Annotated in this window: 24 protein-coding genes; 13 read left to right on the forward strand and 11 right to left on the reverse strand. The window is 68.9% G+C overall.

The genetic code is table 11. The annotated features are described in order from the left end of the window. Nucleotide 1: 1 nt before the first annotated feature. From AC1DW0_RS09245 to AC1DW0_RS09260, 4 genes are all read left to right on the forward strand, one after another. On the forward strand, nt 2-382 hold the full coding sequence (locus tag AC1DW0_RS09245; protein WP_056205044.1) for a response regulator: 381 nt from the start codon (nt 2-4) through the stop codon (nt 380-382). Nucleotides 383-392: 10 nt separating this feature from the next. After that, on the forward strand, nt 393-1,289 hold the full coding sequence (locus AC1DW0_RS09250; protein WP_457352516.1) for a phosphoribosylaminoimidazolesuccinocarboxamide synthase: 897 nt from the start codon (nt 393-395) through the stop codon (nt 1,287-1,289). A gap of 145 nt (nt 1,290-1,434) precedes the next feature. Then, nucleotides 1,435-2,607, forward strand: a complete 1,173-nt coding sequence (locus tag AC1DW0_RS09255) for a hypothetical protein (RefSeq protein ID WP_477945522.1) — start codon at nt 1,435-1,437, stop codon at nt 2,605-2,607. Between the two features lie 127 nt (nt 2,608-2,734). Then, the gene (locus AC1DW0_RS09260; RefSeq protein ID WP_477945524.1) at nt 2,735-4,513 is read left to right on the forward strand and encodes a serine/threonine protein kinase; all 1,779 of its coding nucleotides are present in this window, start codon (nt 2,735-2,737) and stop codon (nt 4,511-4,513) included. A gap of 36 nt (nt 4,514-4,549) precedes the next feature. Here AC1DW0_RS09260 and AC1DW0_RS09265 read toward each other — a convergent pair whose 3' ends face one another. Next, nucleotides 4,550-5,500 carry a tetratricopeptide repeat protein gene (locus AC1DW0_RS09265; protein WP_457322917.1) on the reverse strand — a complete coding sequence of 317 codons (951 nt, stop codon included), beginning with the start codon at nt 5,498-5,500 and terminating at the stop codon, nt 4,550-4,552. A gap of 381 nt (nt 5,501-5,881) precedes the next feature. Between AC1DW0_RS09265 and purE the strand changes: the two genes are divergently transcribed. From purE to AC1DW0_RS09285, 4 genes are read left to right on the forward strand one after another with little or no spacing between them, the layout of a single operon-like run. After that, nucleotides 5,882-6,346 (forward strand): 5-(carboxyamino)imidazole ribonucleotide mutase, encoded by a 465-nt coding sequence (gene purE / locus AC1DW0_RS09270; RefSeq protein WP_056205300.1) that lies wholly within the window; start codon nt 5,882-5,884, stop codon nt 6,344-6,346. Next, nucleotides 6,343-7,530 carry a 5-(carboxyamino)imidazole ribonucleotide synthase gene (locus tag AC1DW0_RS09275; RefSeq protein WP_457442581.1) on the forward strand — a complete coding sequence of 396 codons (1,188 nt, stop codon included), beginning with the start codon at nt 6,343-6,345 and terminating at the stop codon, nt 7,528-7,530. Before purE ends, AC1DW0_RS09275 begins: the two co-directional genes overlap by 4 nt. Then, a complete protein-coding gene (locus AC1DW0_RS09280; protein ID WP_457352508.1) occupies nt 7,530-8,516 on the forward strand; it encodes an L-threonylcarbamoyladenylate synthase in 987 nt (328 codons plus the stop codon). The genes AC1DW0_RS09275 and AC1DW0_RS09280 overlap by 1 nt, the downstream gene beginning before the upstream one ends. A 24-nt stretch (nt 8,517-8,540) precedes the next feature. Then, entirely contained in the window at nt 8,541-9,500 is a 960-nt protein-coding gene (locus tag AC1DW0_RS09285) for an SGNH/GDSL hydrolase family protein (RefSeq protein WP_477945527.1), read from the forward strand. 126 nt (nt 9,501-9,626) lie between these two features. Here the strand turns inward: AC1DW0_RS09285 and AC1DW0_RS09290 are convergent, their stop codons facing one another. Both AC1DW0_RS09290 and AC1DW0_RS09295 read right to left on the reverse strand, forming a co-directional pair. Beyond that, nucleotides 9,627-11,360, reverse strand: a complete 1,734-nt coding sequence (locus AC1DW0_RS09290) for a long-chain-fatty-acid--CoA ligase (RefSeq protein WP_477945529.1) — start codon at nt 11,358-11,360, stop codon at nt 9,627-9,629. Nucleotides 11,361-11,422: 62 nt separating this feature from the next. Continuing rightward, complete coding sequence (locus AC1DW0_RS09295; protein WP_477945531.1) at nt 11,423-12,124, reverse strand: DUF8198 family protein; 702 nt, start codon at nt 12,122-12,124, stop codon at nt 11,423-11,425. A 35-nt stretch (nt 12,125-12,159) separates the two neighbouring features. Between AC1DW0_RS09295 and AC1DW0_RS09300 the strand changes: the two genes are divergently transcribed. After that, on the forward strand, nt 12,160-13,023 hold the full coding sequence (locus AC1DW0_RS09300; protein WP_477945533.1) for an esterase/lipase family protein: 864 nt from the start codon (nt 12,160-12,162) through the stop codon (nt 13,021-13,023). On the opposite strand, the gene hppD is transcribed toward AC1DW0_RS09300, so the two are convergent. Then, nucleotides 12,975-14,114, reverse strand: a complete 1,140-nt coding sequence (hppD, locus tag AC1DW0_RS09305; protein WP_457389539.1) for a 4-hydroxyphenylpyruvate dioxygenase — start codon at nt 14,112-14,114, stop codon at nt 12,975-12,977. The two genes, AC1DW0_RS09300 and hppD, sit on opposite strands and share 49 nt — an antisense overlap. Before the next feature lie 120 nt (nt 14,115-14,234). Here hppD and AC1DW0_RS09310 point away from each other — a divergent pair, with 120 nt between their 5' ends. Both AC1DW0_RS09310 and AC1DW0_RS09315 read left to right on the forward strand, forming a co-directional pair. Next, nucleotides 14,235-14,717 carry an Lrp/AsnC family transcriptional regulator gene (locus AC1DW0_RS09310; RefSeq protein WP_056205021.1) on the forward strand — a complete coding sequence of 161 codons (483 nt, stop codon included), beginning with the start codon at nt 14,235-14,237 and terminating at the stop codon, nt 14,715-14,717. A 32-nt stretch (nt 14,718-14,749) separates the two neighbouring features. Further along, a complete protein-coding gene (locus AC1DW0_RS09315; protein ID WP_457321655.1) occupies nt 14,750-15,298 on the forward strand; it encodes an RNA polymerase sigma factor in 549 nt (182 codons plus the stop codon). 13 nt (nt 15,299-15,311) lie between these two features. On the opposite strand, the gene AC1DW0_RS09320 is transcribed toward AC1DW0_RS09315, so the two are convergent. The 4 genes from AC1DW0_RS09320 to AC1DW0_RS09335 all read right to left on the reverse strand — a co-directional run bounded on the left by AC1DW0_RS09320 (nt 15,312) and on the right by AC1DW0_RS09335 (nt 17,744). Continuing rightward, nucleotides 15,312-16,154 (reverse strand): HDOD domain-containing protein, encoded by an 843-nt coding sequence (locus AC1DW0_RS09320; RefSeq protein ID WP_477945535.1) that lies wholly within the window; start codon nt 16,152-16,154, stop codon nt 15,312-15,314. Between the two features lie 234 nt (nt 16,155-16,388). Then, nucleotides 16,389-16,625, reverse strand: a complete 237-nt coding sequence (locus tag AC1DW0_RS09325) for a hypothetical protein (RefSeq protein ID WP_157282183.1) — start codon at nt 16,623-16,625, stop codon at nt 16,389-16,391. A gap of 75 nt (nt 16,626-16,700) precedes the next feature. After that, entirely contained in the window at nt 16,701-16,892 is a 192-nt protein-coding gene (locus AC1DW0_RS09330) for a hypothetical protein (RefSeq protein WP_477945537.1), read from the reverse strand. Between the two features lie 285 nt (nt 16,893-17,177). Beyond that, on the reverse strand, nt 17,178-17,744 hold the full coding sequence (locus tag AC1DW0_RS09335) for a hypothetical protein (RefSeq protein ID WP_457442586.1): 567 nt from the start codon (nt 17,742-17,744) through the stop codon (nt 17,178-17,180). Nucleotides 17,745-17,892: 148 nt separating this feature from the next. On the opposite strand from AC1DW0_RS09335, the gene AC1DW0_RS09340 reads away from it, so the two are divergent. After that, the gene (locus tag AC1DW0_RS09340) at nt 17,893-18,321 is read left to right on the forward strand and encodes a nuclear transport factor 2 family protein (protein ID WP_056205004.1); all 429 of its coding nucleotides are present in this window, start codon (nt 17,893-17,895) and stop codon (nt 18,319-18,321) included. Nucleotides 18,322-18,324: 3 nt separating this feature from the next. Here AC1DW0_RS09340 and fusA read toward each other — a convergent pair whose 3' ends face one another. Beyond that, entirely contained in the window at nt 18,325-20,388 is a 2,064-nt protein-coding gene (fusA, locus tag AC1DW0_RS09345) for an elongation factor G (RefSeq protein WP_457443154.1), read from the reverse strand. A gap of 63 nt (nt 20,389-20,451) precedes the next feature. On the opposite strand from fusA, the gene AC1DW0_RS09350 reads away from it, so the two are divergent. Next, nucleotides 20,452-21,861 (forward strand): M28 family metallopeptidase, encoded by a 1,410-nt coding sequence (locus tag AC1DW0_RS09350; protein ID WP_477945539.1) that lies wholly within the window; start codon nt 20,452-20,454, stop codon nt 21,859-21,861. 485 nt (nt 21,862-22,346) lie between these two features. Here AC1DW0_RS09350 and AC1DW0_RS09355 read toward each other — a convergent pair whose 3' ends face one another. After that, the gene (locus AC1DW0_RS09355; RefSeq protein ID WP_477945541.1) at nt 22,347-24,191 is read right to left on the reverse strand and encodes a hypothetical protein; all 1,845 of its coding nucleotides are present in this window, start codon (nt 24,189-24,191) and stop codon (nt 22,347-22,349) included. A 506-nt stretch (nt 24,192-24,697) separates the two neighbouring features. Then, nucleotides 24,698-25,141, reverse strand: coding sequence for a hypothetical protein (locus AC1DW0_RS09360; RefSeq protein ID WP_477945543.1), 444 nt, complete (start codon nt 25,139-25,141; stop codon nt 24,698-24,700). Nucleotides 25,142-25,256 lie beyond the last annotated feature (115 nt).

Raw genomic sequence — 25,256 nt, forward strand, 5'->3', positions numbered from 1 at the left:
CATGGCTGGCGAACGCATCCTGATCGTCGACGACAACGAGCTCAACATCGATCTCGCACAGTACGTGCTGGAGGCCGACGGCTTCATCGTCGACCGCGCTCTGCACGTCGACGAGGCCTGGGCGCGGCTGCGCGCCTACCGGCCCGCCCTGGCCCTGGTTGACATCCAGTTGCCGGGCACCGACGGCCTGAGCCTGGTGCGCGCCATCAAGGCTACGCCCGACCTCGCCGATCTGCCCGTCATTGCCTTCACCGCCTTTGCCATGCCGGGCGACGAGGTGCGCTTTCGCGCAGCCGGCTGCGACGGCTATCTGACCAAACCGATCGACGTGCACAGCTTTGCAGCTGCAGTACGAAGCCATCTGGCCGGAGGCGGCACCTAAAATCGCCGCCATGCCCCAAGCCCTCTACGAATCCAGCCTGACCTCCCTGCCGCTGCTTGGCCGCGGCAAGGTGCGCGAGAACTACGCCGTCGGCGACGACCGCATCCTGATGGTCGCCAGCGACCGCCTGTCGGCCTTCGACGTCATCATGGGCGAGCCGATTCCGGGCAAAGGGGCGCTCTTGACCCGCATGGCGCTGTTCTGGTTCGACAAGCTGCAGGGCATCGTTCCCAACCATCTGACCGGCCAAGACCCGCTGTCCGTGGTGTCGGCCGAGGAGCGCGAGCAGCTCAAGGACCGCACCATGCTGGTCAAGCGGCTCAAGCCCCTGCCCATCGAAGCCGTCGTGCGCGGCTACCTGGCCGGCAGCGGCTGGGCCGAGTACCAGGCCAGCGGCAGCGTCTGCGGCGTCAAGCTGCCGGCGGGCCTGCGCAATGCCGACAAGCTGCCCGCCCCCATCTTCACGCCGGCCACCAAGGCCGAGATGGGCGATCACGACGAGAACATCTCGTTCGAGCAGGCGGCTGAAATCATCGGCGCCGACCTCGCCGCCCGCGTGCGCGACATCTCCATCCAGCTCTACCAGCGCGCCGCCGATTTCGCGCTGACCAAGGGCATCATCATTGCCGACACCAAGTTCGAGTTCGGCCTGGATGCCGAGGGCACGCTGACGCTGATGGACGAGGTGCTGACGCCCGACTCCTCACGCTACTGGCCGGTCGAGAGCTATGCGCCGGGCAGTAACCCGCCCAGCTACGACAAGCAGTTCGTGCGCGATTGGCTGGAGGCCGTGCGCATCGACGGCCAGCCCTGGGGCAAGAAGGCTCCCGCGCCGGCCCTGCCGGCCGAGGTGATCGCCAAGACGGTGCAGAAGTACGAAGAAGCGCTGCAGCGGCTGACGGCATGAGCGCCGCGCCGGGCCGTCCCAAGCAAGCTCGCTCCCGCGTGGCGGGAGTGAGCCCGGACATGGGATGCCCAGTGGGCATCGCATGCCTGGCGAACGCCTGGCCGCGCTGCCGGACAGGCAAGGCTGCAGGCCGAAGGGTGCACCAATGAGCGTAGCCGGGCCGGTCAAGCTTCGCAGCCGGCTGGCACAGCGGCTTGACGGCGAGATTGCCGCCGTCGCCTCCATGCCGGCGCGTGCCGCCGTGCTGCAGGTCCAGCGTGCCATCCTATGGCTGCGCCATGGCCGCGAGGTCGAGGCCCGCGAGGAGCTGAACCGCCTGCAGGCGCGCGCCCTGGTGCATCCGCGCATCGAGTTGGCCGCCTGGCTGCATCTGGCCGAAGGGCTGACGGCTTATTTCAGCGCCTTCGGCGGTGGCGCCCGTGAACGCGTGCGGCGCGCCCACGTCATGGCCAAGGCGGCCAACCTGGCGGCGCTGCAGACCCTGTGCGACGCCTGGCTGGCGCAAATGGCCTTTGTCGACCGCGATATCGACCGTCTCGTCGCCCATGCCGCCGCAGTCCTTGCCGCCCCGGCGGACAACGCCGCAGGGGCTGCGAATGCGGCGTCGAACGCCGCCGCGTGTCGCGTCGCCTCGGCGCTGGGCATGGCCTGGGACCTCGCGATGGGGGCTCGGGACGAAGCCGCCGCGTCGTCCTGGTATGCCTGGGGCCGCCGCGCCGCCAGCGCCGACGGTGACGACGCCGGCCTGGCTGCCTTGCTCTACAACCAGATGCAGATGCGCGCCCTGCGCATCCGCCACGCTGCCCTGGCCGGCGAGCCTGGCGAGGCGCCGGCCGTGCTGCTGGGGGTGGACTCCATCGGCCATTTCGACGATGCCGTGGGCGGTTCGGCCCGCGCCAACCTGACCCCGCTGCTGCGCGCCCAACTGCTGACCGTGCAGGGTGACTACGCCACTGCCGCTGCCTTGCTGGAGGCCAACCTGCCCGAGGCGGTGGCGGCTGGCCTGGCCCGTACCGGCGGCAGCCTGCTGGCCGACCTGGCCTGGTGCTGGGCCAACAACGGCGAGGTCCAACGCGCCAGGGCCCTGGCCGATCAAGCTGCCGTCGAGGTGCTGGCCGAGGATGCGGCCCATTGCGACCTCGACGAATGCGCGGCCCTGCACGCCCGCCTGGCCCAGGTCTACGCCCGCTTGCATGAGGATGGGCTGGCAGCCCGCCACGGCGACGCCGCCCAGGCCGCCTGGGGCCAGGACGCCGCCCAGCGCCGCCTCTGGGCCGAGCGCTTGAGTAGCGCCGGGCTGGGCACTCCGCCACGCTGACCGGCTTTTTCCGGAGAGTCGGCACGGCCTGGCTGCGTTACCCTCGCCGGCCTATGAGCAACGCACGGCCGCCCGAAGGGGCTCATTCCCGCTCGGCGGGACAGCGCGCAGCGCGAAGGGTGCATCAGTGACCGCCGACGCCCGCGACGACGAAGCCATCAATGCCTTGCCCGCCGGCACCCGGTTCGGCGAGCTGGAGATCATTGGCACCCTGGGTGTGGGCGGCTTCGGCATCGTCTACCTCGCACGCGACCACTCGCTCGAGCGCGAGATCGCGATCAAGGAGTACATGCCCAGCCAGTTCGCACTGCGCGACGGGCAGTCCCAGGTGTCGGTGCGTTCGGTCTCCATGAAGGAGACCTTCGAGCTCGGTCGACGCAGCTTCGTCAACGAGGCCAAGCTGCTGGCGCGCTTCGACCACCCCTCCCTGCTCAAGGTCTACCGTTTCTGGGAGGCCAACGGCACCGCCTACATGGCCATGCCGCGCCTGGTCGGCCAGAACCTTCGCGAGGCGCGCAAGGCCCGACCGACGCCGCCACCCGAGGCCTGGGTCAAGCGCATCTTCGACGCCGTGCTGGGTGGGCTGGAAACCCTGCACGCCCAGAACGTCTGGCACCGTGACGTCGCGCCCGACAACATCTTCCTGCCCTCCGACGGCAGCCCGCCCATTCTGCTGGATTTCGGCGCCGCCCGCCAGGCGATCAGCGACCGCACGCAGGTCTTCACCGCCATCCTCAAGCCCAGCTTCGCGCCCATCGAGCAGTACGCCGAGGCGACGACACTGCGTCAGGGGGCCTGGACCGACTTCTATGCACTGGCCGCTGCCATGCATGAGCTGCTGACCGGCCGGCCACCGCCGCCGGCGACGGCCCGCGCGATGGGCGACGAACTCCTGCCGCTGGAGGTGCCCGGCTATTCACCGGCCTTCCTCGCCGGCATGGACTGGGCGCTGCGTGTCGCCCCCCATCAGCGCCCCCAGACGGTCGCCGCCTGGCGCGAGGTGCTGGACGGCCGTTCGGCCGTGCCGCGTCCCCAGCTCGCTCAGCCCCGGGTGCCGGCTGCACCGCCACCGCCGGCACCCTCGGAGCCGCTGGATCTCGAATTCGCCGACACGGTGCAAGGCCCGCCGCTGGACGAGGACGACGGGCAGACCGTTGTCGTGCCGCTGCGCAAGTCCGCGCCGCCGCCTCCTCCTCCGTCCCCACCCGCGCCGCCGCCGCGTGCCGCGAAACCATCGCAGCAGGCTGCAGCTGTGCGGCCGCCCTCCTGGCAGATGCCAGCCATGATCGGTGGCGGCGTGGGCGCCTTGCTGCTGCTTGGCCTTTTTGTCATGCAGTTGCGCGGCAACCAGGCCAAGCCCGAGGTGACACTGGCCGAACCCGCCGCATCCGTGGCTGCACCGGCTCCGGCGCCCGTGCAACAGGCCCAACCCGAACCCCAGGCCCCAGTGGCCAGCGCGCCAGCTTCACAGCCTGCACCCGCGCCCACACTCACGCCGGTGCCCGTGCCCGTCAAGCCTGCGCCCGCGTCGGCTGCGACCGGCGTGAACACCCGCCCGGTGGCACTGCCCGGCTCGGCGCCCTCGCGTCGCGACACGGCGCCCAAGCCCATCGTGACCGAGAAGGCCGGCGACTTCCGCCCGGTGCCGCGCAGCCCCGTCTTCGCGGCGCCCGAGCCGGCGGCCTCCAGCCCGGCCGCTCCGTCGAGCAAGGCGGCCCCGGCATCGGCGGCCCCCGCGCCGTCCACCGAGCCGCGCACCGCCAACGAGGCCTGCGGCGGCCGGGTGCTGTTCGCGCGCGCCTGGTGCATCGACCGGCAGTGCGAAAAGCCGATCTATCACAACGATCCGGAATGCGTGAGGCTGCGCGACATCCGCAGCAATCGCGGCAACAGCGGCGTGCCCTGAGGCATGCCGGGCTGCCCGGCCGTCAGGCGGGCTTGATCAGAACAACGCCATCGACAACTTGCGCCGATAGCTGTCGATCAGCGGGTCGCTGGGCACGACGGCGGCCTTGCCGGACAGTTCCAGCGTGCCACTTTTGGCCTCGGCGGCGTGCTTGGGAGCCGGCTTGGTCAGCAGCTCGAGGATGGCCACGTAGGTTTTGCGCGCGGCCTCGCCGTTCCAGGCCTTGTCGCGCATGATGATTTCCAGCAGCTCGTCCATGGCCTCGGTGAAGCGCTGGTTGGCCAGGTGCAACTGGGCCAGCGTGAAGCGGGCGTCGAAATCGCGCTTGTTGGCGGCGATTGATCCCTGCAGCGCCGCCGGGTCGGCGCCCGTGGCGGCTTCGAAGGCGCTGAGCCAGGTGGCCAGTGCGGCCAGGCGCGGCGAGGGCACCAGGGTGTCGGCGGCCTTGGCCGCCACCGGCGCGAAGGCAGCGCGCGCGTCGTTGAGCAGGCCGAGTTCCAGCAGCGCCTTCACGTAATCGAAGCGGGCAGCGTCATTGGCCGGGTCGGTCTGCACGGCATGGGCCAGCTTGGTCAGCGCGGCCTCCAGGTCGCCGTCGGCCATCAGGTCCTGGGCATCGGCCAGGTCGGCCTCGGCTTCGAGTTCCTCGCCGGCCGGCACGTGCTTGTCCAGGAACTCGCGGATCTGCGCCTCGGGCAGGGCGCCGACAAAGCCGTCCACCGGCTGGCCGCCAGAGAACATCACGCAGAAGGGGATGGAGCGCACGCCGAACATCTGGCTGAGCTGGGTGGCGATCTCGGGCACCTCGTCGCTGTTCAGCTTGGCCAGCGTGAAACGGCCAGCGTAGGCGGTTTCCAGCTTCTCCAGGACGGGACCCAGGGTCTTGCAGGGGCCGCACCAGGGCGCCCAGATGTCCAGCAGCACGGGCTGGTTCTGGGACGCGACGATGAGTTCGGCTTCGAAGTTCTGGAGGTTGATGTCGATCATGGCTGAGGGTAGGAAGTCTGTTGGCGCCACGGGGGGCGGTGCGAGAGGGTCTGCGCGGGCGCAGGGCTAGGCGTCGCGCCGAAGCTCGGGCTGGTTTGCCCGTGCAAGGCGCGCAACAACGCCATGCGCCCGCGCAGGCCCTCTCCCGAAGAGGTTGGCACTCAAAAACCCGCGCGCAGCGTTGCGAAGCCTCGCTGGGGATGACCCCAGCTTCGTTTCGCGCCTTGCTCGCGGGCTTTTGAGTGGCAACGCATCCGCCCCCCGTGGCGCCAACAGACTTCGGGACGCGCCACCTACAATTCAAGGCTTTTCTGAGCCTTCCGGAGCGCGACCTTGTCCACCCCAGCCCCCCAGAACCCGGATGCCGTCATCGGCATCGTCATGGGCTCCAGCAGCGACTGGGAGACGATGAAGCAAGCGGCCGAGATTCTGACCGAGTTCGGTGTCGGCTTCGAGGCGAGGGTCGTGTCGGCCCATCGCATGCCCGACGAGATGTTTGCCTATGCCGAAGCGGCGGCAGGCCGCGGGCTCAAGGCGATCATCGCCGGTGCTGGCGGTGCGGCCCATCTGCCGGGCATGCTGGCCGCCAAGACGACGGTGCCGGTGCTGGGCGTGCCTGTCGCCAGCCGGCACCTGCAGGGCGTTGACTCCCTGCATTCCATCGTGCAGATGCCCAAGGGCATCCCGGTTGCGACCTTTGCCATCGGCAATGCCGGCGCGGCCAATGCGGCGCTGTTTGCGGTGGCGATGCTGGCGACGCGTGATGCGGCCCTGCTGGACAAGCTGAATGACTTCCGCACGAAACAGACCGAAATCGCCCGCGCGATGAGCGAGGAACTGCGTTGACAGCCCTTCTCCCTGGTGCGGCGACGCTTGGCGAGTCGCGGCAAGCGACGCTGGGCGTCTTGGGCGGCGGCCAGCTCGGTCGCATGTTCGTGCATGCCGCCCAGGCCCTGGGCTACCGTTGCATCGTGCTCGACCCTGATGCCGTCAGCCCGGCGGGCGCCGTGGCCGAGAAGCACATCAAGGCCGACTACCTGGATTCCTTCGGCCTGGCCCAGCTGGCGCGCGACTGCGACGCGATCACGACCGAGTTCGAGAACGTGCCGGCCCTTGCGCTGGAGACGCTCGCCGGCATGCGTGTCGTGGCGCCCGCCGCGGCGTCGGTCGCCGTCTGCCAGGACCGCGCCATCGAGAAGGCGCATTTCGAAGCGGCCGGCGTGCCCTGCGCGCCGCATGCCGTCATCACCAATGAGATCGAACTCGCGGCCGTCGACCCGGCCCTGCTGCCAGGCATCCTGAAGACCAGCCGCATGGGCTATGACGGCAAGGGCCAGGTTCGCGTGGCCACCACCGCCGAGCTGGCCCAGGCCTGGGAAGGGCTCAAGCGCGTCCCTTGCGTGCTTGAGCAGTTGCTGCCGTTGAAGGCCGAGCTGAGCGTGCTGGTGGCGCGCGGCGCGGACGGGCAGATCGTCAACTTCCCGGTGCAGCAGAACCTGCACCGCGGCGGCATTCTGGCCGTCACCGAGGTGCCGGCGCCGGATGTGCCGGTCGAGGTGGACAGGCTGGCCATCGTCGCCGCGCGCCAAGTCGCCGAGGCGCTGAACTACGTCGGCGTGCTGTGCATCGAGTTCTTCTGGTTGCAGGACGGCCGCCTGGTCGTCAATGAGATGGCGCCGCGGCCGCACAACTCCGGCCACTGGACGATGAACGGCGCCGATGTGTCGCAGTTCGAGCTGCAGGTGAGGGCGCTGGCCGGCCTGCCATTGCCGGCGCCGCGCCAGCATTCGGCCAGCGTCATGCTGAACCTGCTCGGCGACCTCTGGTTCAACGACGACGGCGGCCCCACGCCCCCGGCCTGGGACCGCGTGCTGGCCCTGCCGGGCACGCATTTGCACCTCTACGGCAAGGCCGACGCCCGCCATGGCCGCAAGATGGGCCATCTGAACATCACGGCCGACACGCCTGCGGCGGCTCATGCGGTCGCCGTGGAGGCTGCCGCCATCCTGGGCCTGCCCACCGACTTCTGATGTTGCTTCTGCCCGGCAACGATCCCGAAGCCGTCCAGGCCGCCGCGCGCCGCCTGGCCGACGGCGAATTGCTCGGCCTGCCGACCGAGACCGTCTATGGCCTGGCCGCGCGCGCCGACCAGGACGAGGCCGTTGCCAGGATCTTTGCCGCCAAGGGCCGGCCCAGCGACCACCCGCTGATCGTCCATGTGCTGGACGCCGCCGGCGCCGAACCCTTTGCCGACCATCTGCCCGTCGCCGCACGCCGGCTGATGGATGCCTTCTGGCCCGGCCCGCTGACCGTCATCGTGCCGCGCAAGGCCGGCATGGCCGAGGCTGCGGCTGGCGGGCATGCCACCGTGGCGCTGCGCTCGCCAGCCCACCCGGTCGCCCGCGCCGTGCTGGCCGCCGCGCGCGCGCTGGGCGTCGAGGGCTTGGCCGCGCCGAGTGCCAACCGGTTTGGTCGCGTCAGCCCGACGCTGGCTCGCCATGTCGTCGAGGAATTCGGCCCCGAGCTGATGGTGCTGGACGGCGGTGCCTGCGAGGTGGGCATCGAGTCCAGCATCGTCGACTGCAGCCGCGAGCATCCGGCCCTGCTGCGTCCGGGGCTGATCAGCCGTGGCCGCATCGAGGCCGCCCTGGGCCAGCCGCTCGTGGAGCCGGATGCCACGGCGCCCAAGGCCTCGGGCACCTTGGCTGCGCACTACGCGCCGAGCGCCCGCGTGCGCCTGCTGGATGCCCAGGCGCTGGCTTTACGTTTGGCCACAACGGCCGCCAGCGGGGGCTTGGAGGGGGTGGCGGTATATTCACGCGCCCAGCTGCCGGCTTGGCGCTGGCAGGCCATGCCGGCCGACCCGGCGGCAGCGGCCCACGAATTGTTCGCGGTGCTGCGCCTTCTGGACGCGGCCGGCGCGCGCGAAATCTGGGTCGAGGCACCGCCCCACGACCCTGCCTGGGATGGCGTGCGCGACCGGCTCAGCCGGGCCGCGGCCGCCTTTTCCGATTGAGTTCTTGTTCCTGAGTTGATCGTCATGCAACGTGTTGTCTCCCAGAAATTGAAGCGCGGCCTGGCTTTGGCCATGGTGGCAGCGGCCGCGCTGATCGCCGGCTGCGGCGGTGGCAGCTCCCAGCAGATCGACCCGTTTGCGCCGACCCGCGTCATCGCCTTCGGCGACGAGATGGGCACCATTCTGCAAAGCGGCAAGAAGTACACGATCAACGGCCTGAATCCCGACACCAAGCAGGTGGACTGCAAGCTCAGCCCGGTCTGGAGCCAGATCCTGGCCGGCGGCTTTGGCTTCGTCTACCCGCAGTGCAACACCGACTTCGTCGCGCTGCCCCAGGGCATCATGTACGCGGCACTGGGCGACAAGGTTGCCGATGTGCGCGACAAGATCGACCTGCATCTGTCCAACGACCGCTTCGGCCCCAAGGACATCGTGTCCATCATGGTCGGCGTCAACGACATCCTCGAGCTGTATCGCCAGTTCCCGGCCCAGAGCCGTGACTCGTTGATCAACGAGGCCAAGGCGCGCGGCAAGCTGCTGGCCGACCAGGTCAACCGCATCGCCAATGCCAACGGCCGTGTGCTGGTGGCCACCATCTTCGACGTCGGCCTGACGCCCTACGGTCAAAAGGAAAGACAGCAGCAGACCGACATCGACCGCGCCATCTTCCTGAACGACCTGAGCTCGGCCTTCAATACGACCATGCGTCTGAACCTGCTCAACGACGGCCGCCTGGTCGGCCTCGTGCTCGTTGACGAGACGATCCAGCAGATCGCGCGCTTCCCGGCCGCCTTCGGCTACGCCGATGTGACGAATGCCGCCTGCCGCACCGAGGTCGCGCCTCAGGACTGCACGACGGACACGCTGGTGACCGACGCCAACCCCACGCAATGGCTGTGGGCCGGCGACACCCTGCTCGGCCCGAGCGCGCAGCAGCGCATCGGCACTTTGGCGCTCACGCGCGCCAAGAACAACCCGTTCTAGCCCACCCCCGAGGCGCTCACTGCCAAGGCCAGCGGCCTTGTCCTTCGGCAGGCACAAACAGTCCTCAGGACTGTTTGTGTCCGGCCTCAGTGCCTCCCCCTCAAGGGCAGCAGGCACTGGGAATGCTCAGGCGGTATTGGTGCGCAGTTCGCGGCGCAGGATCTTGCCGACGTTGCTCTTGGGCAGTTCGTCGCGAAACTCGATGAACCGGGGCCGCTTGTAGGCCGTCATCTGTGCCGTGCAGTAGCTGGCCAGGTCTTCCTCGGCCAGGGCCGGGTCGCTCTTGACGACGAAGAGCTTGACCGCCTCGCCCGACTTGGCGTCCGGCACGCCCACCGCGGCGCATTCCAGCACGCCCGGGTGCATGTTGACGACCTGCTCGATCTCGGTCGGGTACACATTGAAGCCGCTGACCAGGATCATGTCCTTCTTGCGGTCGACGATGCGCACATAGCCGCGCTCGTCCATGATGCCGATGTCGCCGGTCTTGAAGTAGCCGTCAGCGCACATGACATTGGCGGTCTCGTCCGGGCGCTTCCAGTAGCCGGCCATGACCTGGGGACCGCGGATGCAGATCTCGCCGCGCTCGCCGATGGCGACATCGTGGCCGTCGTCGTCGCGGATGGCGATCTCGGTGGACGAGATCGGCAGGCCGATGCTGCCGTTGAAGGCGCGCTGGTCCAGCGGATTGATGGTCGCCGCCGGCGAGGTCTCGGACAAGCCATAGCCTTCGACCACCGGGCAGCCGGTGACCTTGAGCCATTTCTCGGCCGTGGCCTGCTGCACGGCCATGCCGCCGCCGTTGGAGATGACGAGCTCGGAGAAGTCCAGCCGCGAGAAGCCCGGCTCGGCAGCCAGCGCGTTGAACAGCGTGTTGACGGCCGGGAAGATGTGGATCTTGTGTCCCCGCAGCGTCTCGATGAAGCCGGGGATGTCGCGCGGGTTGGGCACCAGGATGTTGAGGTGGCCCATGCGCGCACCGAGCATGAAGCAGGCCGTCAGCGCGAAGATGTGATAAAGCGGCAGCGCACAGACGTTGGTGAACTGCATGTTCTGGTCGGGCAGCCGGGCCAGCATGGGCTGGAACCAGGCCTCGACCTGCAGGATGTTGGCGACGATGTTGCGGTGCAGCAGCGTGGCGCCCTTGGACACGCCGGTCGTGCCGCCGGTGTATTGCAGGAAGGCAACGTCGTCGGGCCCGAGCTCGGGCTTCTTCAGGTGCAGGCGCTCGCCATGGGCCAGCGCCTCGTTGAAGCGCACGACGGTGCGGCCGTCGCCGGCTGGCAGGCGGAACTCCGGCACCATCTTCTTCAGGTGGCGCACGGCAAAGTTGATCAGCGGGCCCTTCCACCAGTTCAGCAGGTCACCCATGGAGGCGAGCACGACATGCTTCACATCGGTCGCGTCGATGACCTCGGACAGCGTGTGCGCGAAGTTCTCCAGCACGACGATGGCGCGCGCGCCCGAGTCCTTGAGCTGATGCTCCAGCTCGCGCGGCGTGTACAGCGGGTTCACGTTCACGACGACGAAGCCCGCGCGCAGGATGGCCGCGATGGCCACGCCGTACTGCAGCAGGTTGGGCATCATGATGGCGACGCGGTCGCCCTGCTTGAGCCCCTGGGCCTGCAGCCAGGCGCCGAGCTGCATGGAGAGCTGGTCGATCTCCGAGAAGCGCATCCGCTGGCCCAGGCAGATGGCGGCATCGCGCGAGGCGTGCTTGCGGAAGGCCTCGTTGAGCAGGTCGACCAGCGAGCCGTAGACGCGGGTGTCGATCTGCGCCGGCACGCCTGCTGGGTAGCTGGCCAGCCAGGGCTTGGCGCGGGATGTCACTTCGGTGACTTCGGCAAGGACGGCGGTCATCGAGAGCCTTCTGACGTGCTTGGCGTGAAGCCTTCGATGTTGGGACGCCGTGTTACATCAAGCTAGGGGAGTTGCCCTAACGCGGATGCATCACCGCGAAACAATGCACGTGCGAGTGTGTCCTCACGGTGTCGCACAGTGGACAGGAACTCGCCCGCGCCCCGCATCGCGCGGAAGGTGTCAAAGCCGCTTTCGAGAAAGTTCTGCAGCGCGCCCAGGCCCGCCATCTGCGCGGGGCCGCGCATCAGCCGCAGCGTCTGGCGCAGCAGCGGCTTGCGGGTCAGCTTGTCCAGCGACTCGCCCACCGCCATCGTCAGCTCGATCTGTCGCTGCCTCGACGCGGGCTCGCTGCAGGCGCGCCAGGCAATGGCGTATTCGTCGGGCTTGATATCGGCTGACAGCAGGTGCTCGGCCATGCGCGTATCCAGGCGTTCGGACAGGGCGTGCAGCTGCGCGAGCTTGGCGACCGTGTCGACGACCTCGGCGGGAAAGAGGCGGGTCAGCGTCGGGATGACGCGGGCGAACTGCGCATCACGCTGGCGGTAATCGTCGGGACCGTAAAGCTCGTGCAGGAAGAAGCGCGTGGCCGCCTCATAGCGTGGGTTGGCGAGCAGATCGGCATAGGTGGCCGCAAAGCGGCGCTGCTGGAAGGTCTTCACGCTCTGGACGCGGGCCTCGAGCTCGGGGTCGGCAGCACGGCGGGCGCGTTCTGCGTCGACGGCGCGCAGTTCATTCAGCAGGGATTCGGCACTCAGTTCATCCATGGGTCGGCGGAATTCTGCCTTCCTACACTCGGGCGATGAACGGACGACTGCAAAGGATCTGGGTGTTGCTGCGGCTGGCCCTGGCGCTGGCCGTGGGCTGGCGCTTCGGCTGGGGCTGGGGGCTGCTGACGCTGGGCCTGCATGCGCTCATTCTGGCGGGGGGCTTCCTGCAATTGCGCTGGGTGAACCGGCCCGCACCGGCCTGGGGGCAACTGCTTCGCGCCTGGGCCCGGGAGGTCGTCGCCAGCGAGTTGGCCTTCTCATGGCGCCAGCCCTGGCGCGAATGGGCCGAAGCGGATCATCTGCCGGCGGGCGCCGGGCAGGGCGTGTTGCTGGTACACGGTTTTTCCTGCAATCGTGGCCGCTGGAATGGCTGGATGGAGCGCCTGCGCGAGCAAGGTGTCGCTTTCGTCGCGCCTTCGCTGGAGCCGGCTTTCGGCAGCATCGATGTCTATGCGGAGGAGATCGAAGCCGGCGTGCAGAAGCTCAAGGCGCACACGGGGCGCATGCCCATCCTCTGCGCGCACAGCATGGGCGGCCTGGCGCTGCGGGCTTGGTGGCGCCGCTTCGGCGCGGGGCATGAGGCGCCGCATGTCATCACGCTGGGTTCACCCCACCAGGGCACGCGCATGGCGGCGCTTGGTCTGGGCGTCAACACGCAGCAGATGCGCCTGGGCAATGCCTGGCTGGCGGCGCTGCCGGGTCTGCCTGACGTTGACTGCTTCTGGACGCCCTGTGACCAGATCGTCAATCCGGCGGAGCGGGCGATCCTGGCCGGCGCGCGGGCGCACCGGCTCGATGGTGTCGGCCACATGGGCCTCGTCCATTCGGAGGAGGCCTGGCAGTGTCTTCAGACGGCCTTGGCGGGCTCGTCCTTCAGCACACCGCGGCGGATCTGATCCAGTTCGATGCTCTCGAACAAGGCCTTGAAGTTGCCTTCGCCGAAACCCTCGTTGCCCTTGCGCTGGATCAGCTCGAAGAAGATCGGACCGATGACTTCCTTGGTGAAGATCTGCAGCAGCAGTTCGTTGTCCACGCCCAGGTGGGTGGCGCCGTCGATGAGGATGCGCAGGCGGCGCAGTTCGTCCACGTTCTCGCCGTGGCCCGGCAGGCGCTTGTCGATGAGGTCGAAATAGGTCTCGATGGTGTCCTGGAACTGCACGCCGGTGCTCTTCATGCCCTCGACCGTGCCGTAGATGTCGGTCGTGCCCAGCGCCACGTGCTGGATGCCCTCGCCGTGGTACAGGTCCAGGTACTCGGCGATCTGGCTCTTGTCGTCCGAGCTTTCATTGATCGGGATGCGGATCTTGCCGCAGGGGCTGGTCATGGCCTTGCTCTTCAGGCCGGTCAGCTTGCCCTCGATGTCGAAGTAGCGCACCTCGCGGAAGTTGAAGAAGCGCTCGTAGAACTCCGACCATTCCTTCATGCGGCCGCGGAAGACGTTGTGCGTCAGGTGGTCGATCTCGGTCAGGCCGTGGCCCACCGGGTTGGGGTCGACCGGCTGGCCCTGCGCGTCCAGCAGCGGCACGAAGTCCACGTCATAGATCGATATATTGCCGATGGCACCGGCGCCCGCGCCGCCCTTGCCTTGCCAGCGGTCGACGAAATAGATCAGCGAGTCGCCGATGCCCTTGATGGCCGGGATGTTCAGCTCCATCGGGCCGGCCTTGTTGTCGAAGCCCCAGGCGCCCAGCTCCAGCGCGCGTTTGTAGGCATGGCCGGCGTCCTGCACGCGAAAGGCGATGGCGCAGATGGACGGGCCGTGCAGGCGCGCGAAGCGCTGCGCGAAGGAATCGCTCTCGGCGTTGATGATGAAGTTGACGCCACCCTGGCGGTACAGCGTCACGCTTTTGTGGCGGTGCTTGGCGACGGCCTTGAAACCCATGGTCTCGAACAGCTTGCCCAGGCCCGCCGGATCGGGCGCGGCGAACTCGATGAACTCGAAACCATCGGTGCCCATCGGGTTGTCCCAGGGGGTGAACTTGGCCATGAAAGTCTCCAGCGGCGTGATGCTTGAAAACGAAAATTCTGCGGCGCGGTTCGCGCAGGTTTCATGCATTCTTCGGCGCGGACTCGGCCATCGGCGCAGGAAACCTGCAAAATCACGGCCATGGAAGCCGCCATCGAGCTCGACGCCATTGACCGCCGCATTCTGCGCGCGCTGCAGCAGGATGGCCGCCTCACCTATGACACGCTGGCCGGCGAGGCTGGGCTGTCGTCTTCCGCCGTGCTGCGCCGCGTGCGTCGCCTGGAGGAGGCCGGTGTGATCGCCGGCTATGTCGCGCTGGTGGCGCCGGCGCGCATCGGCCTGGGCCTGACGGCCTATATCAATGTCAGGCTGGAGAAGCAGACCGACAACCCGCTGCGCAATCCGCGCGACCTCTTCCGCGCTGCCGTGCAGACCTGGCCCGAGGTGGTCGAGTGCGCGGCGCTGACGGGCGAGATGGACTATCTGCTGCGCGTGCTGGTGCAGGACATGCAGCACTACGCCCGCTTCATCAGCGACACGCTGCTGATGCACCCCAGCGTGCAGGACTGCAAGACCAGCTTCGTGCTGGAACGGCTGAAGAACACGACCGCTGTACCGGTTTGAACCTGTGCGCCGGCCGGTGGCATTCACCGGCCATGACCACGGTCGACCGGTACCGTTCCCGCCCTGGCGCGTCGCTGCCCGACGTCGGCCTGGTGCTGGGCTGGCTGCCCCGGCTGCACCGCTATGCGCGGTCGCTGCGGCGCAACCGCGAGGACGCTGATGATCTCGTGCAGGACACGCTGGAGCGCGCCTGGTCGCGCGCCGGGCTCTGGCAGGGCGTGGGCGACATGCGCGGCTGGCTGTTCAGCATCATGCACAACCTGCACGTCGACGCTTTGCGCCGTGGCCGGCTGGATGTGGTGGACCTCGACAGGCAGGTGCTGGACATCCCCGTCGCTGCTGCGCAGTCCGAACGCCTGGCTCTGCGCGACCTGCACAAGGCCCTGGCGACCTTGCCGGTGGAGCAGCGCGAGGTGCTGCTGCTGCTGGCCGTCAACGGCATGGCCTATGCCGAGATCGCCGCGGCCCTCGGCATTCCCGTTGGCACCGTGATGTCGCGGCTGTCGCGCGGTCGCACGAGGCTGCGCGGCCTGATGGCCGGGAATGTGCGGCGGCCGAACTTTCAGGGGAGAAGGGAATAGCCCGGCGTTGGCGTCAGTCGAATTCGTGAAGCAGCTTGAGGGCGTGCGCTTCGCTGAGGTTGAGCAGTTCGGCGATGTCGTGCAGATCGTCCGGCACGCCCGCGTCATCCCAGCCCCGCGCCGTGTGCCGCGCCAGCCGCACAGCCAGGTGCACGCAGCGCACCTGCGGGTTGCGGCCGTCTTTCTCGCTGGTGATGCGCGCGAGCAAGTCCGGCAGATGCCAGCGTCGCATCAGGGCCTGCTCCAGTTCGGCCAGTTCAATGCCCAGCACCTGGCGCTGGGCAGCCGTGCTGCGCAGATGCCGGTCGGCGTCCTGCAAGGCGGCGATCTTCAGCGCCAGCACGGGCGCATGTACCCACAGCAGCATCTCGGCGAAGTCGTGCAGCAAGGCGGCGCTGTGGATGATGGCGGCATCGGGGTCGGCCCGATGGGCCGCAAAGCCCAGCGCGAAGCGCGAGGCACGTTCGGCGCGCTGCATGACACGTGACAGCCCGAGCAGGGCCTCGTCGTTGTCAGCCAGCACCAGTTCGAGCGTCGGCTGCGGACCGAAGTCGCGGAAAAAGGGGGTGATGCCCATCAGCACGATGGCAGCGGTCACTGTTTCGGCGTCGGCCCTGAGCCCGGAAGTGCTGCCGCGCCGCCGCTCACTGGCATGGGCCAGCACCTTCAGCGTCATCAGCGGGTCGGTGGCGATCATTTCTCCCAGGCCGTGGGCGTCGACGTCGTCCTCGGTCGCGCGCATGTGCTCAAGCGACTCGGCCGTCTCGGCCAGCACGGGGATCTCGGCCCGCGCAAAGGCGTCCACCCAGGCCTCCAGGCTGTGGAGTGGCGCGGTCAGGCAGAGGCGGTCGGACATGGGGCCGATGCTAGGCCTGGGCGGGGCCGCCTGCTCGTCGGAGGCGGCCCCGTTTTGCCAACCATTTCAGCTTTGACGGCACCCCTATCTCGGGGCGAGCGCCGGGCCGCTCCCAAGCCGGCCCGGCTGGCGATGTGCTTGCCGGTCAATACGGCAAGCATCGCCGTCCCCTCGGGGGACCGTTCGCACTTGCCGGCGTTCAGCCGGAGCAAGAGCAAACGAGGGGCGACTTTCCTACAGCCTGCGCACGCCTTCCAGCCGGGCGGTCAGCTGGCCATCGACGTAGAGCGCGCCTTCAGGCGCGCCGGCTTCGGCGTAGAACTCCAGATGGTTGCGGGCACGGCGCCGGCGGTAGGCCGGCGAGAACACCAACCGGATGGCACGGGCCGCGCGCTTGACGCGGGTCCAGCGGCGGGCCCAGGCGGCGTGGGTTTCGGCGGCATCGGGGCCGCTCAACTCGATCAATCTCATGAGGGTCTCCTTGGCGCCGGGCCGGCCCTCATGACATGGATCGGTCATGGCTGAGGGGCAGGCGGCGCGCTGTGGTCAGGGGCTGTCGTCGGGGAAGCGGTCGCGCAGCAGGCGTCGCAATTCGAGGCGGGCTTGCTGGCGCTGGGCATGGGCGTCGTGCGCGCTTCGGTGGGCGCCGGCCTGGCGTTGCATGGCCGGTACCACCAGCGGATTGCGCGGTTTGAGCGCTTTGATCTGCAGGGGACGCGGGGAGGTGAATTGGGGCATGGCGTGCTCCGGTTGGGGCCGCACGTGGGCGGCGGGCAATGCGGCGGCTCGGCCCGGGGTGGCGCCTGCGTTTGCATGGATGAATTGGGGCCCGGGGCTTGCGCTCGAGGCAAGCGGGCCGGGCGGTCAGAGGGCTTGGGTGTGCGACCTCGCTGTGACGGGAGAACTGCAACACGCCACAACTTGCGCAAATGATAAACAAACGTTGCTCTTGCGCAAGCGGTTTTTATCCAACACCCCTAACGTGAGTAGTACCGGCCGTCCAGTGATGGATGCGCGGAAGGATCAGCGCTTCTTGGCCTTCAGCGGCGCGACGCGCGCCTGCAGCTTGCGCCACTCGTCGAGCTCGGCCTGCGGACTGGGCGCGGCCGCCTTCACCGGCACGGGTGCCGGTGTGGTCGAGGGCGTCAGCACCTCGCCGAGCAGATCCAGCAGCCGCGTGCGGGCGCGCTGCGGGTGGCGGCGGTAGTAGGTCAGCACCAGGCCGATGATGAAGCGCTCGTCGTCATCTCGGGGCATGCTGGGCGAGTCGCTTGCCGCAGGCGCTGCTGCAGCGGGCATGGCCGGTGCCTCGGCAGTGGCCATTGCACCGTGCTCGATGTCCATCCAACCCGGCGCCTTGTGACAGAGCTGCTCGAACTGCCGCGCCAGGCGCTCGCCGATCTGGCGCGAGCGGCCCTTGATCTGGCTCCAGTAGCTGGGCTGGATCTGCAGCCTCTCGGCGAAACGCCTTTCCAGGCCACGCAGGGTGGCGGCATCGGCATTCTTGACGGTGGCGCTGACGAACTCTTCGAACAGCCGCATCGCGTTGTCCAATCGGATCTGCGCGACGTCGCGGGGGGCGCTGGGCATGGGCCGCAATGATAAATGGATCTTCACCTTCACTTCTGCGCGATCCCGGGTCGTAGGACGGCTCCGACCCGGCTGAGCCGGCAACTCCTACTGAATGCCCGCCAGGCTGCACCCATATTGAGGTTTTAGGCCGTCAAAGGAGATTGGCATGCATACCGCAGACAGCACCCTCATCGCGCTGGAGAAGAAGTTCTGGCAGTCGATGGTGGACGAAGACACCGACACCGCAGTGGCGCTGCTGGACGAGCCGGCGCTGATGGTGAGTTCACACGGCGCCATGCAGTTCGATCGCAAGCAGTACAAGCACATGGCGGAAGAAGGCCCGATGGTCATCAGATCGTTCGAGTTCAGCGACATGCAGGTCATGCACCCGAACGACGACACCGCCGTGCTGACCTATCGAGTCAAGCAGGCCATCGCGCCTCGCGGCAAGTCGGAGGAGAAGGAGCAGGAGATGGCCGACTCGTCCGTCTGGCTACGCAAGGACGGCGAATGGCTGTGCGTCATGCACACGGAGACCGAGGTGGACGCCAAGGCCAAACCGGCCAGGAAGACCACCGCCAAGGCCAAGCACTGAAGCTCAGTCCCCTTCGTCGTGCGCCTTGTAAGCGCCGACGAGGGCGGCCTGCGTGTTCGGCGGCACCGGCTCGTAGTGCGACAGCAGCAGCGTGTAGCGCCCTTCGCCCGCGGTGATCGCGTTCAGCCGCGTCTGGTAGCTGGCCAGTTCGGCCAGTGGTGCCAGGCCCTGCACGATGAGGCTGCCCGGCACGGCGGAGCGGGTGCCGTTGACCTGGCCGCGGCGTGAGGCGAGGTCGCCAGTGATGTCGCCGATGCCGTGCTCGGGCGCCGTGATCTCGACCTGCACGATGGGTTCCAGGATCAGCGGCCGGGCCTCGCGCACGGCCTCGATCAGCGCGCGGCGGCCGGCGGTGACGAAAGCGATCTCCTTGCTGTCCACGGAATGGTGCTTGCCGTCATAGACGACCACGCGCAGGTCCACCAGCGGATAGCCGGCAATGACGCCGCTGGCCAACGCCGAGCGCACGCCTTTTTCGACGGCCGGCATGAACTGGCCCGGAATGGTGCCACCCTTCACCGCGTCGACGAACTCGAAGCCGGCGCCGCGCTCCAGCGGCTCGACGCGCAGATAGACCTCGCCGAACTGGCCCGCGCCGCCGCTCTGCTTCTTGTGGCGGTAGTGGCCTTCGGCCGGCGCCGAGATCGTCTCGCGGTAGGCGATGCGCGGCGGCTCGGTGAGGACTTCGCTCTTGTAGAGCTCGCGCAGTCGCTCCAGCAGAAGGCGCAGATGCAGTTCACCCAGGCCGTAGACCAGCGTCTGGTGCGTTTCACCGGCCTGTTCGATGCGCAGGCAGGGGTCTTCCTCCACCAGCCGGGCCAGCACCTCCCAGAGCTTCTGCTCATCGCCGCGGCGCGCGGGGCTGATGGCCAGGCCGTGCACCGGGGTGGGGAAGTCCAGCGGCTTCAGGTAGATGTGCTCGTCCTCTTGCGCGTCATGCAGCACGGCGTCAAAGGCGAGGTCTTCCACCTTGGCAATGGCGCAGAGGTCACCCGGCAAAGCCTCGTCAATGTCGACATGCTTGGCGCCCTGCAACATGAAGAGGTGTGCGACGCGGATGGGCTTGCGCGCATGGCCGACGAAGAGCAGGCCGCCCTTGGCGACGCGGCCCTGATGCACGCGCATGACGCCCATCTTGCCGAGGTAGGGGTCGGCGACGATCTTGAAGATATGGGCCAGCACATGGCCGGCTGGGTCGGGCCGGGCGGGGTAGGGCGTGGGCTCCGTGCCCTTGCCTTCCAGAAAAGGGGGCGGGTTGCCCTCGGCCGGGTTCGGCATCAAGGCTTCGATCGCCGACAGCAGTTCGCCAATGCCGGCGCCGGTCTTGGCTGAGCAGAAGCAGACCGGGATCAGATGCCCTTCGCGCAACGCCTGCTCCAGCGGCGCATGCAGCTCGCGCGGGTCGACGTCGCCGTCGGTCAGGTAGCGGTCCACGAATGCCGCATCGACCTCGACGACCTGCTCGACCAGGGCCCGGTGCGCTTCGGCCACGGACGAAAAATCGGCGTCCCCGGACGCCGCGAAGAAACAGTCGGCGACGCGCTTGGCGCCGCTGGCCGGCAAGTTCAGTGGCAGGCACTCCTTGCCAAACACCTCGCGGATCTGGGCGAGCAGCCCGGGCAGGTCGGTGTCGGGACAGTCGATCTTGTTGACGACGATGAGGCGTGTCAGCCCGCGCTCGGCGGCGGCGGCCAGCAAGCGCTGGGCCATCAGCTCGATGCCGTTCTGGGCGTTGATGACGACGATGGCGGTGTCCGCCGCCTCCAGCGCCGGCAGGGCCTGGCCGACGAAATCCGGTGCACCGGGCGTGTCGATGGCGTGCACGCGGATGCCGCCATGGGTGAAGTGGGCGAGGCTGGATTGCAGCGAATGGCCCAGGCGCCGCTCCAACGGGTCATGGTCGCTCACCGTGCTGCCGCGCTCGATGCTGCCGGCCTGCGGGATGGCGCCGGCATGGGCCAGCAATGCGTCCAGCAACAGCGTCTTGCCGGCCGCCGCCGGCCCCACCAGCGCGACCGTTCGGATGGTGCTCACTCGCGAATCCAGGCTCGTCTCGCTCATCGGAATCTCCTCAGTGGCGTTGGCAGAGTAGAAGAACGCGGCCAACCCGGCAAGGGCAGAATCGTTTGCATGCAAGCCCGATTGACCGCCCTCATACTCTTCCCCCTGCTCGCCGCCACGGCCCAGGCCCAGTCTGCGCCGGCCGACGAGCTGAAGGCCATGCTGGCCGAAGTCAGCCCGGCCCGCATCGAGTCGCGTATCCGCCGGCTGGTGGCCTTTGGCACGCGCCATACGCTGTCCGACATCGCCTCCGACACCCGCGGCATCGGTGCCGCGCGCCGCTGGATCACGGCGGAGCTGTCCAACTGCTCCAGGCTCGCCGGCGGGCGGCTGCAGGTGGAGGAGCAGAGCTTCATCGAGCCGGCCGGCAACCGCGTGCCGCAGGCGACCGAGCTGGTGAATGTCGTCGCCACGCTGCCGGGCCGCGGTGCGTCGAAGAGCCGCGTCCTCGTCGTCAGCGGCCACTACGACTCGCGCAACAGCGACGTCATGGATTCCCTGGGCGAGGCGCCCGGCGCCAACGACGACGCCTCCGGCACGGCTGCGGTCATGGAGCTCGCCTGCGTGATGGCTGGGCGCCAGTTCGACGCGACCCTCGTCTTCATGGCAGTGCCGGGTGAGGAGCAGGGGCTGCTGGGCGCCGCGCAATGGGCACGCGAGGCACGTGCTGCGGGCACCAATGTCGAGGCCATGATCACCAACGACATCGTCGGCAGCTCGCGCGGCGACGCGGGCCAGGCCGACCCCAAACGCCTGCGCCTGTTTGCCGACGGCCTCGACCCGCTGGTGCGCCTGCTGACCGCCGCCAACGCCAACCGCCCTGCCAGCGACGCCGACGTCAGGTCCGTCGCTGCCATGCAGGCCGAGCTGCTGCCGTTGCTGCAGGCCGGTGGCAACGAGGACCTGCCGACCCACCAGCTCGGCCGCCACCTCAAGGCCGCCGCCGAGGCTGCCATGCCTGGTTTCAGCGTGCAGCTCATCCAACGCCGCGACCGCTATCTGCGTGGCGGCGACCACATCCCCTTCCTGGAGCGTGGCTATGCGGCGGTGCGCTTCTCCGAACCCTTTGAGAACTTCGCCCACCAGCACCAGAACCCCAGGACCGAAAACGGTGTCGTGTTCGGTGACCTGCCCGAGTTCGTTGACTTCGCCTACGTGGCCGATGTGGCGCGCGCCAACCTCGCCGGCCTGGCCACGCTGGCCTGGGCGCCGGCGCCGCCCAAGGGCGTGAAGCTGGATGCGCGCGAGCTGACCAACGACTCGACGCTGGAGTGGCAGGCCAGCGACGACCCCGAGGTGGCCGGCTACCGCGTCGTCTGGCGCGACACCGACTCGGCCGCCTGGCAGCAGTTCAAGGACGTGGGCCGGGCCACGCGCTCGACGCTGCCGGTGTCCAAGGACAACGTCGTCTTCGGCGTGCAGTCAGTCTCGAAGAAAGGTTATGCCAGCCTGGCGAGCTACCCGCTGCCGCGGCGCTGAAGAACGCTGACGCCCGGTCGCCAAAGGCAACCCTTGCTTACTGCGGCGGGCGTGGCGATGGACGAATATTCAGCCGCCACCACCGCGAGGGCTGATGCATTGAGCATGACCGCCTTGCCCGTGTCGCCCCTGGCCGTCCACTGTCGAGCCGCGGCGATGAGGCGGTGATGGCTCGGGCGCGACAGCCGGTCCACCGGCTGCCGCGCCCGTTCTTTTAGGGCCTGTTAACACTACGGCAATGGGTCGCGAAGGCCCGCCGCCAGGGCCAATCAAGGCGCGGCACGCCGCCCGCACTCATGTGCGGGCCAGTGGCGCAACGCCGAGTGGCCCCTGGCGGCGGGCCTTCCCTTCGGGTTGTGGCCAGAAATGCCGCGCGCGGCGTTGCAAATGCTCGCCGGGTGTCCAACCCGACTCCGCTTTGCGCCTTGCTCGCGCCCTTTCTGGCCACAACGCGACCCGTTGCCGTAGTGTTAACAGGCCCTGGCTCAGCAGGGCAGGCCGGAGGTCTGCGCCGAGCAGGACTGGCTGTCCAACTGCAATACCAGGCCATCAGGCATGCGGCCGATGATGCGCAGCAGCTTGTAGCTGTTGACATTGAGGGCCGTGTTGCCCACGGTTGCGCTTAGCGAGGCGCCGGTGGCGAAGGCGCCCTTGGTGGAACCTTCCTTGGTGACGACGCCGAGTTCCGTTTCGGCCAGTTTGCTGTTGCAAGCCGTGTCGGTGCAGAGCAGGGCGCGGTCTGGCATCAGGTCGCCGCGCGGCAAGGTCCACGTCGGGCCGTAGCTGATCTTGGCGTTGACGGCGCCCTTCATCCCGGTCAGGTCGGTGATCGCCTTGGCCACCAGCGCCGGCCAGGGCAGGCCGCTCTGGGTGGCGGCAGCGATGGGCAACTGGCCGGCGAGTTCAATGCCAAGGCTGTCGCCATCCAGGCCGCCGAGCGGCGTGCCGCAGGCGCCGTCCTGGAACAGCTCGATCTTCAGGTTGCGGCCCGCGCGTACGAAATTGCGCGCCACGGCGTCGCCGGCAGCGCCCGCAGGCACCGGCAGGCTGACGATGTTGTTGCCGCGCGTGGCACCGCTGAGCGGATCGAGGCTGGGTGTGCCGTCGCTGCTGCTGACGCTCCACAGGCTCAGATAGCCGCCAGCGCCGGCCTTCTTGAACAGCGCCAGCGGCACATCGGCACCGCTCGCGTCCTTCTGGCTGACCCGGGCGCACTGCAGCACACCCCCGCCGCTGGCGCTGATAGCGGGAATGCTGATATCCAGATAGCGCGCATAGCTGTCCGGTGCCGCGCTGTCGACGCGGCGCGTCAGCACCAGGCGGGCGGCGGCCGTGGCCTGCACCTCCAGGCGGTTGCCAAGGAAGGTCCAGCCGGAGGGGCGCTTCACGGCAGCCTGCTCCAGCCCCAAGCGCCGCTGGAAGCCCGCGGCGTTCTGATAGACGAAGCCGACGCGGCACAGCGGGTCGCCGACACCGAAGTCGCAGCGGCCGAGCATGGAGCGCAGCAGCTTCCCGCCGAACATGACCTCGCCCTCGCCCAGGATGCCATTCATGCGCAGGCAGACCAGCTGCGCCGCGTCCTTGGCCCCGATGAAGGGCGCCGAGATCGCATCGACGCTGGCACGCGCATTCGCGTCGAAGATGGACTCCAGGCCGATCAACTTGCTCTGGCAGTTGCCGATGTTGGCCGTGGCCGTGATCAGCTTGGTGAACAGCGCATCCAGGCCGGTCAGGTCCACCCCCGCCGCTGCGGCGTCGAAGCCCAGGCTGCCCTGGGTCGTGTTGGTCTCCAGATAGGCGGTGCCTGCCCCAAGGCGGGACGTCAGCGTCACGAAGGCCTTGCTGTCGGCACCCAGGCCGACGGCGACGGTGTCCAGCATGCGGTCGTAGCCGGTGTGCGAACCGGCCGTCAGCGCGCCAGCCAGCAGATCGAAGTCGCTTGCCAGGCCTGCGTCGGCCAGGGCTGGCGCGAGGGCTGCGCGCAGGCGGGTCTGGGCGCCGGCCAGGGCGGTGTCGCCCAGGCCCTGCACGGCGCCGGTCATCAGCGTCTCGGGAGCCTGGTCACTGGCCAGCACCGTGATGGCACTGGTCAGTGGCGTCAGATGCAGCGTGCCGCCATTGCCGGTGGCACCCCAAAGGCAGATTGGCTTGTCGGCGACGCTGCCACAGGCCTCGACGCGGAAGGGGCCGTCGCCACTCAGTGCAATCGGGCCGTAGGCACCGGTCGCGGCGGTGACGGGTTTGCCGGTGGCGATGGCCTTGCCGGTCGCGTCCAGCACGCGCACCGTGGCGCTGTTCAGCGCCAGCCCCGCCGCGACGATGCCGGACACCGGTGGTGGTGGCGGAGGAGGCGGAGGAGGGGGCGGGGGGGGCGGGGGGGGCGGGGGGGGCGGCGGTGTCGGCGTCGGCGAAGGAGCGGGCGACGGGCTCGGGCTCGGGCTCGGGCTGGGCGCGGGGCTGGGCGCGGGGCTGGGCGCCGGTGCAGGACTTGGCGACGGGCTGGGCGAGGGCGAGGGGCTGGGCGTTGGCACCGGGACCGGCATGGGCAGCGGGCTGGGCGTGGCCGCTGGCGGCGGCGGGCCGGGCGCTTCGCTGGGCGCGGAGCCGCCGCCCCCGCCGCAGGCAGCGAGAGCCAGGGCCATGGGCCACGCATAGGCCGAAACCCGGCGGGGGGCCGGCGGCGGGGTCAGCGGGATTGGGAAGGAAAGGTCAGCAGAGTCGGGCATCCGGGCCAGCCGCACAGGCGGCACAACGGTCAGGGTTGACCCGACTTTAGGCCGCCGAGCCCGCTGGCGATGGCCGGAACTGCAGGTCCGGCGTGGCCTTTTGCGAGCTATCAGTCGCGGTGGCCATGGCCGTGCCCGTGCCCGTGGCCGCGGTCGTGACGGCCGCGGTCATGCCAGTCGTCACGGCGCCCGTCGCGGTCACGGTAGACGACGACGTTCTGGCGGTACCAGCCGTCCTCGACGAAATAGACCGGTGCGCCGCAGGCGCCGTAATAGCCGCAGTGGCGGCGCCAGTTGTGGCGGTGCTCGGGCGGCACCCACAGATAGACCGGCTGGGCGCGGTAGGCCGGGCGGCCGATGATGACCGGCTGGGGCGCCAGCAGCACCGGTTGCGGATAACGGCCGATGTCGACGCGCCCGTACACGCCCGGTTGGCTGAAGCCGATGGAGACGCCGACGTCTGCGGCCCGGGCGGCAGGCAGGGCAGTCATGGCAGCCACGCCCAGCAGAGCCGGGGCGATCCAGTATGCGAAGGGGTTGCGACGGGTGGTCATGGGATTTCTCCTGAGGAATGCGGCGGTGCCGCTGCACCCAGTGAACGCCCCGCCGGGGCAGGTGGTTGTCAGTGCGCCGCCGCGGTGCTTGTAGGACAAGCGGTAGGCCCGCGTG

It is taken from the genome of Roseateles sp. P4_D2, assembly GCF_056401875.1.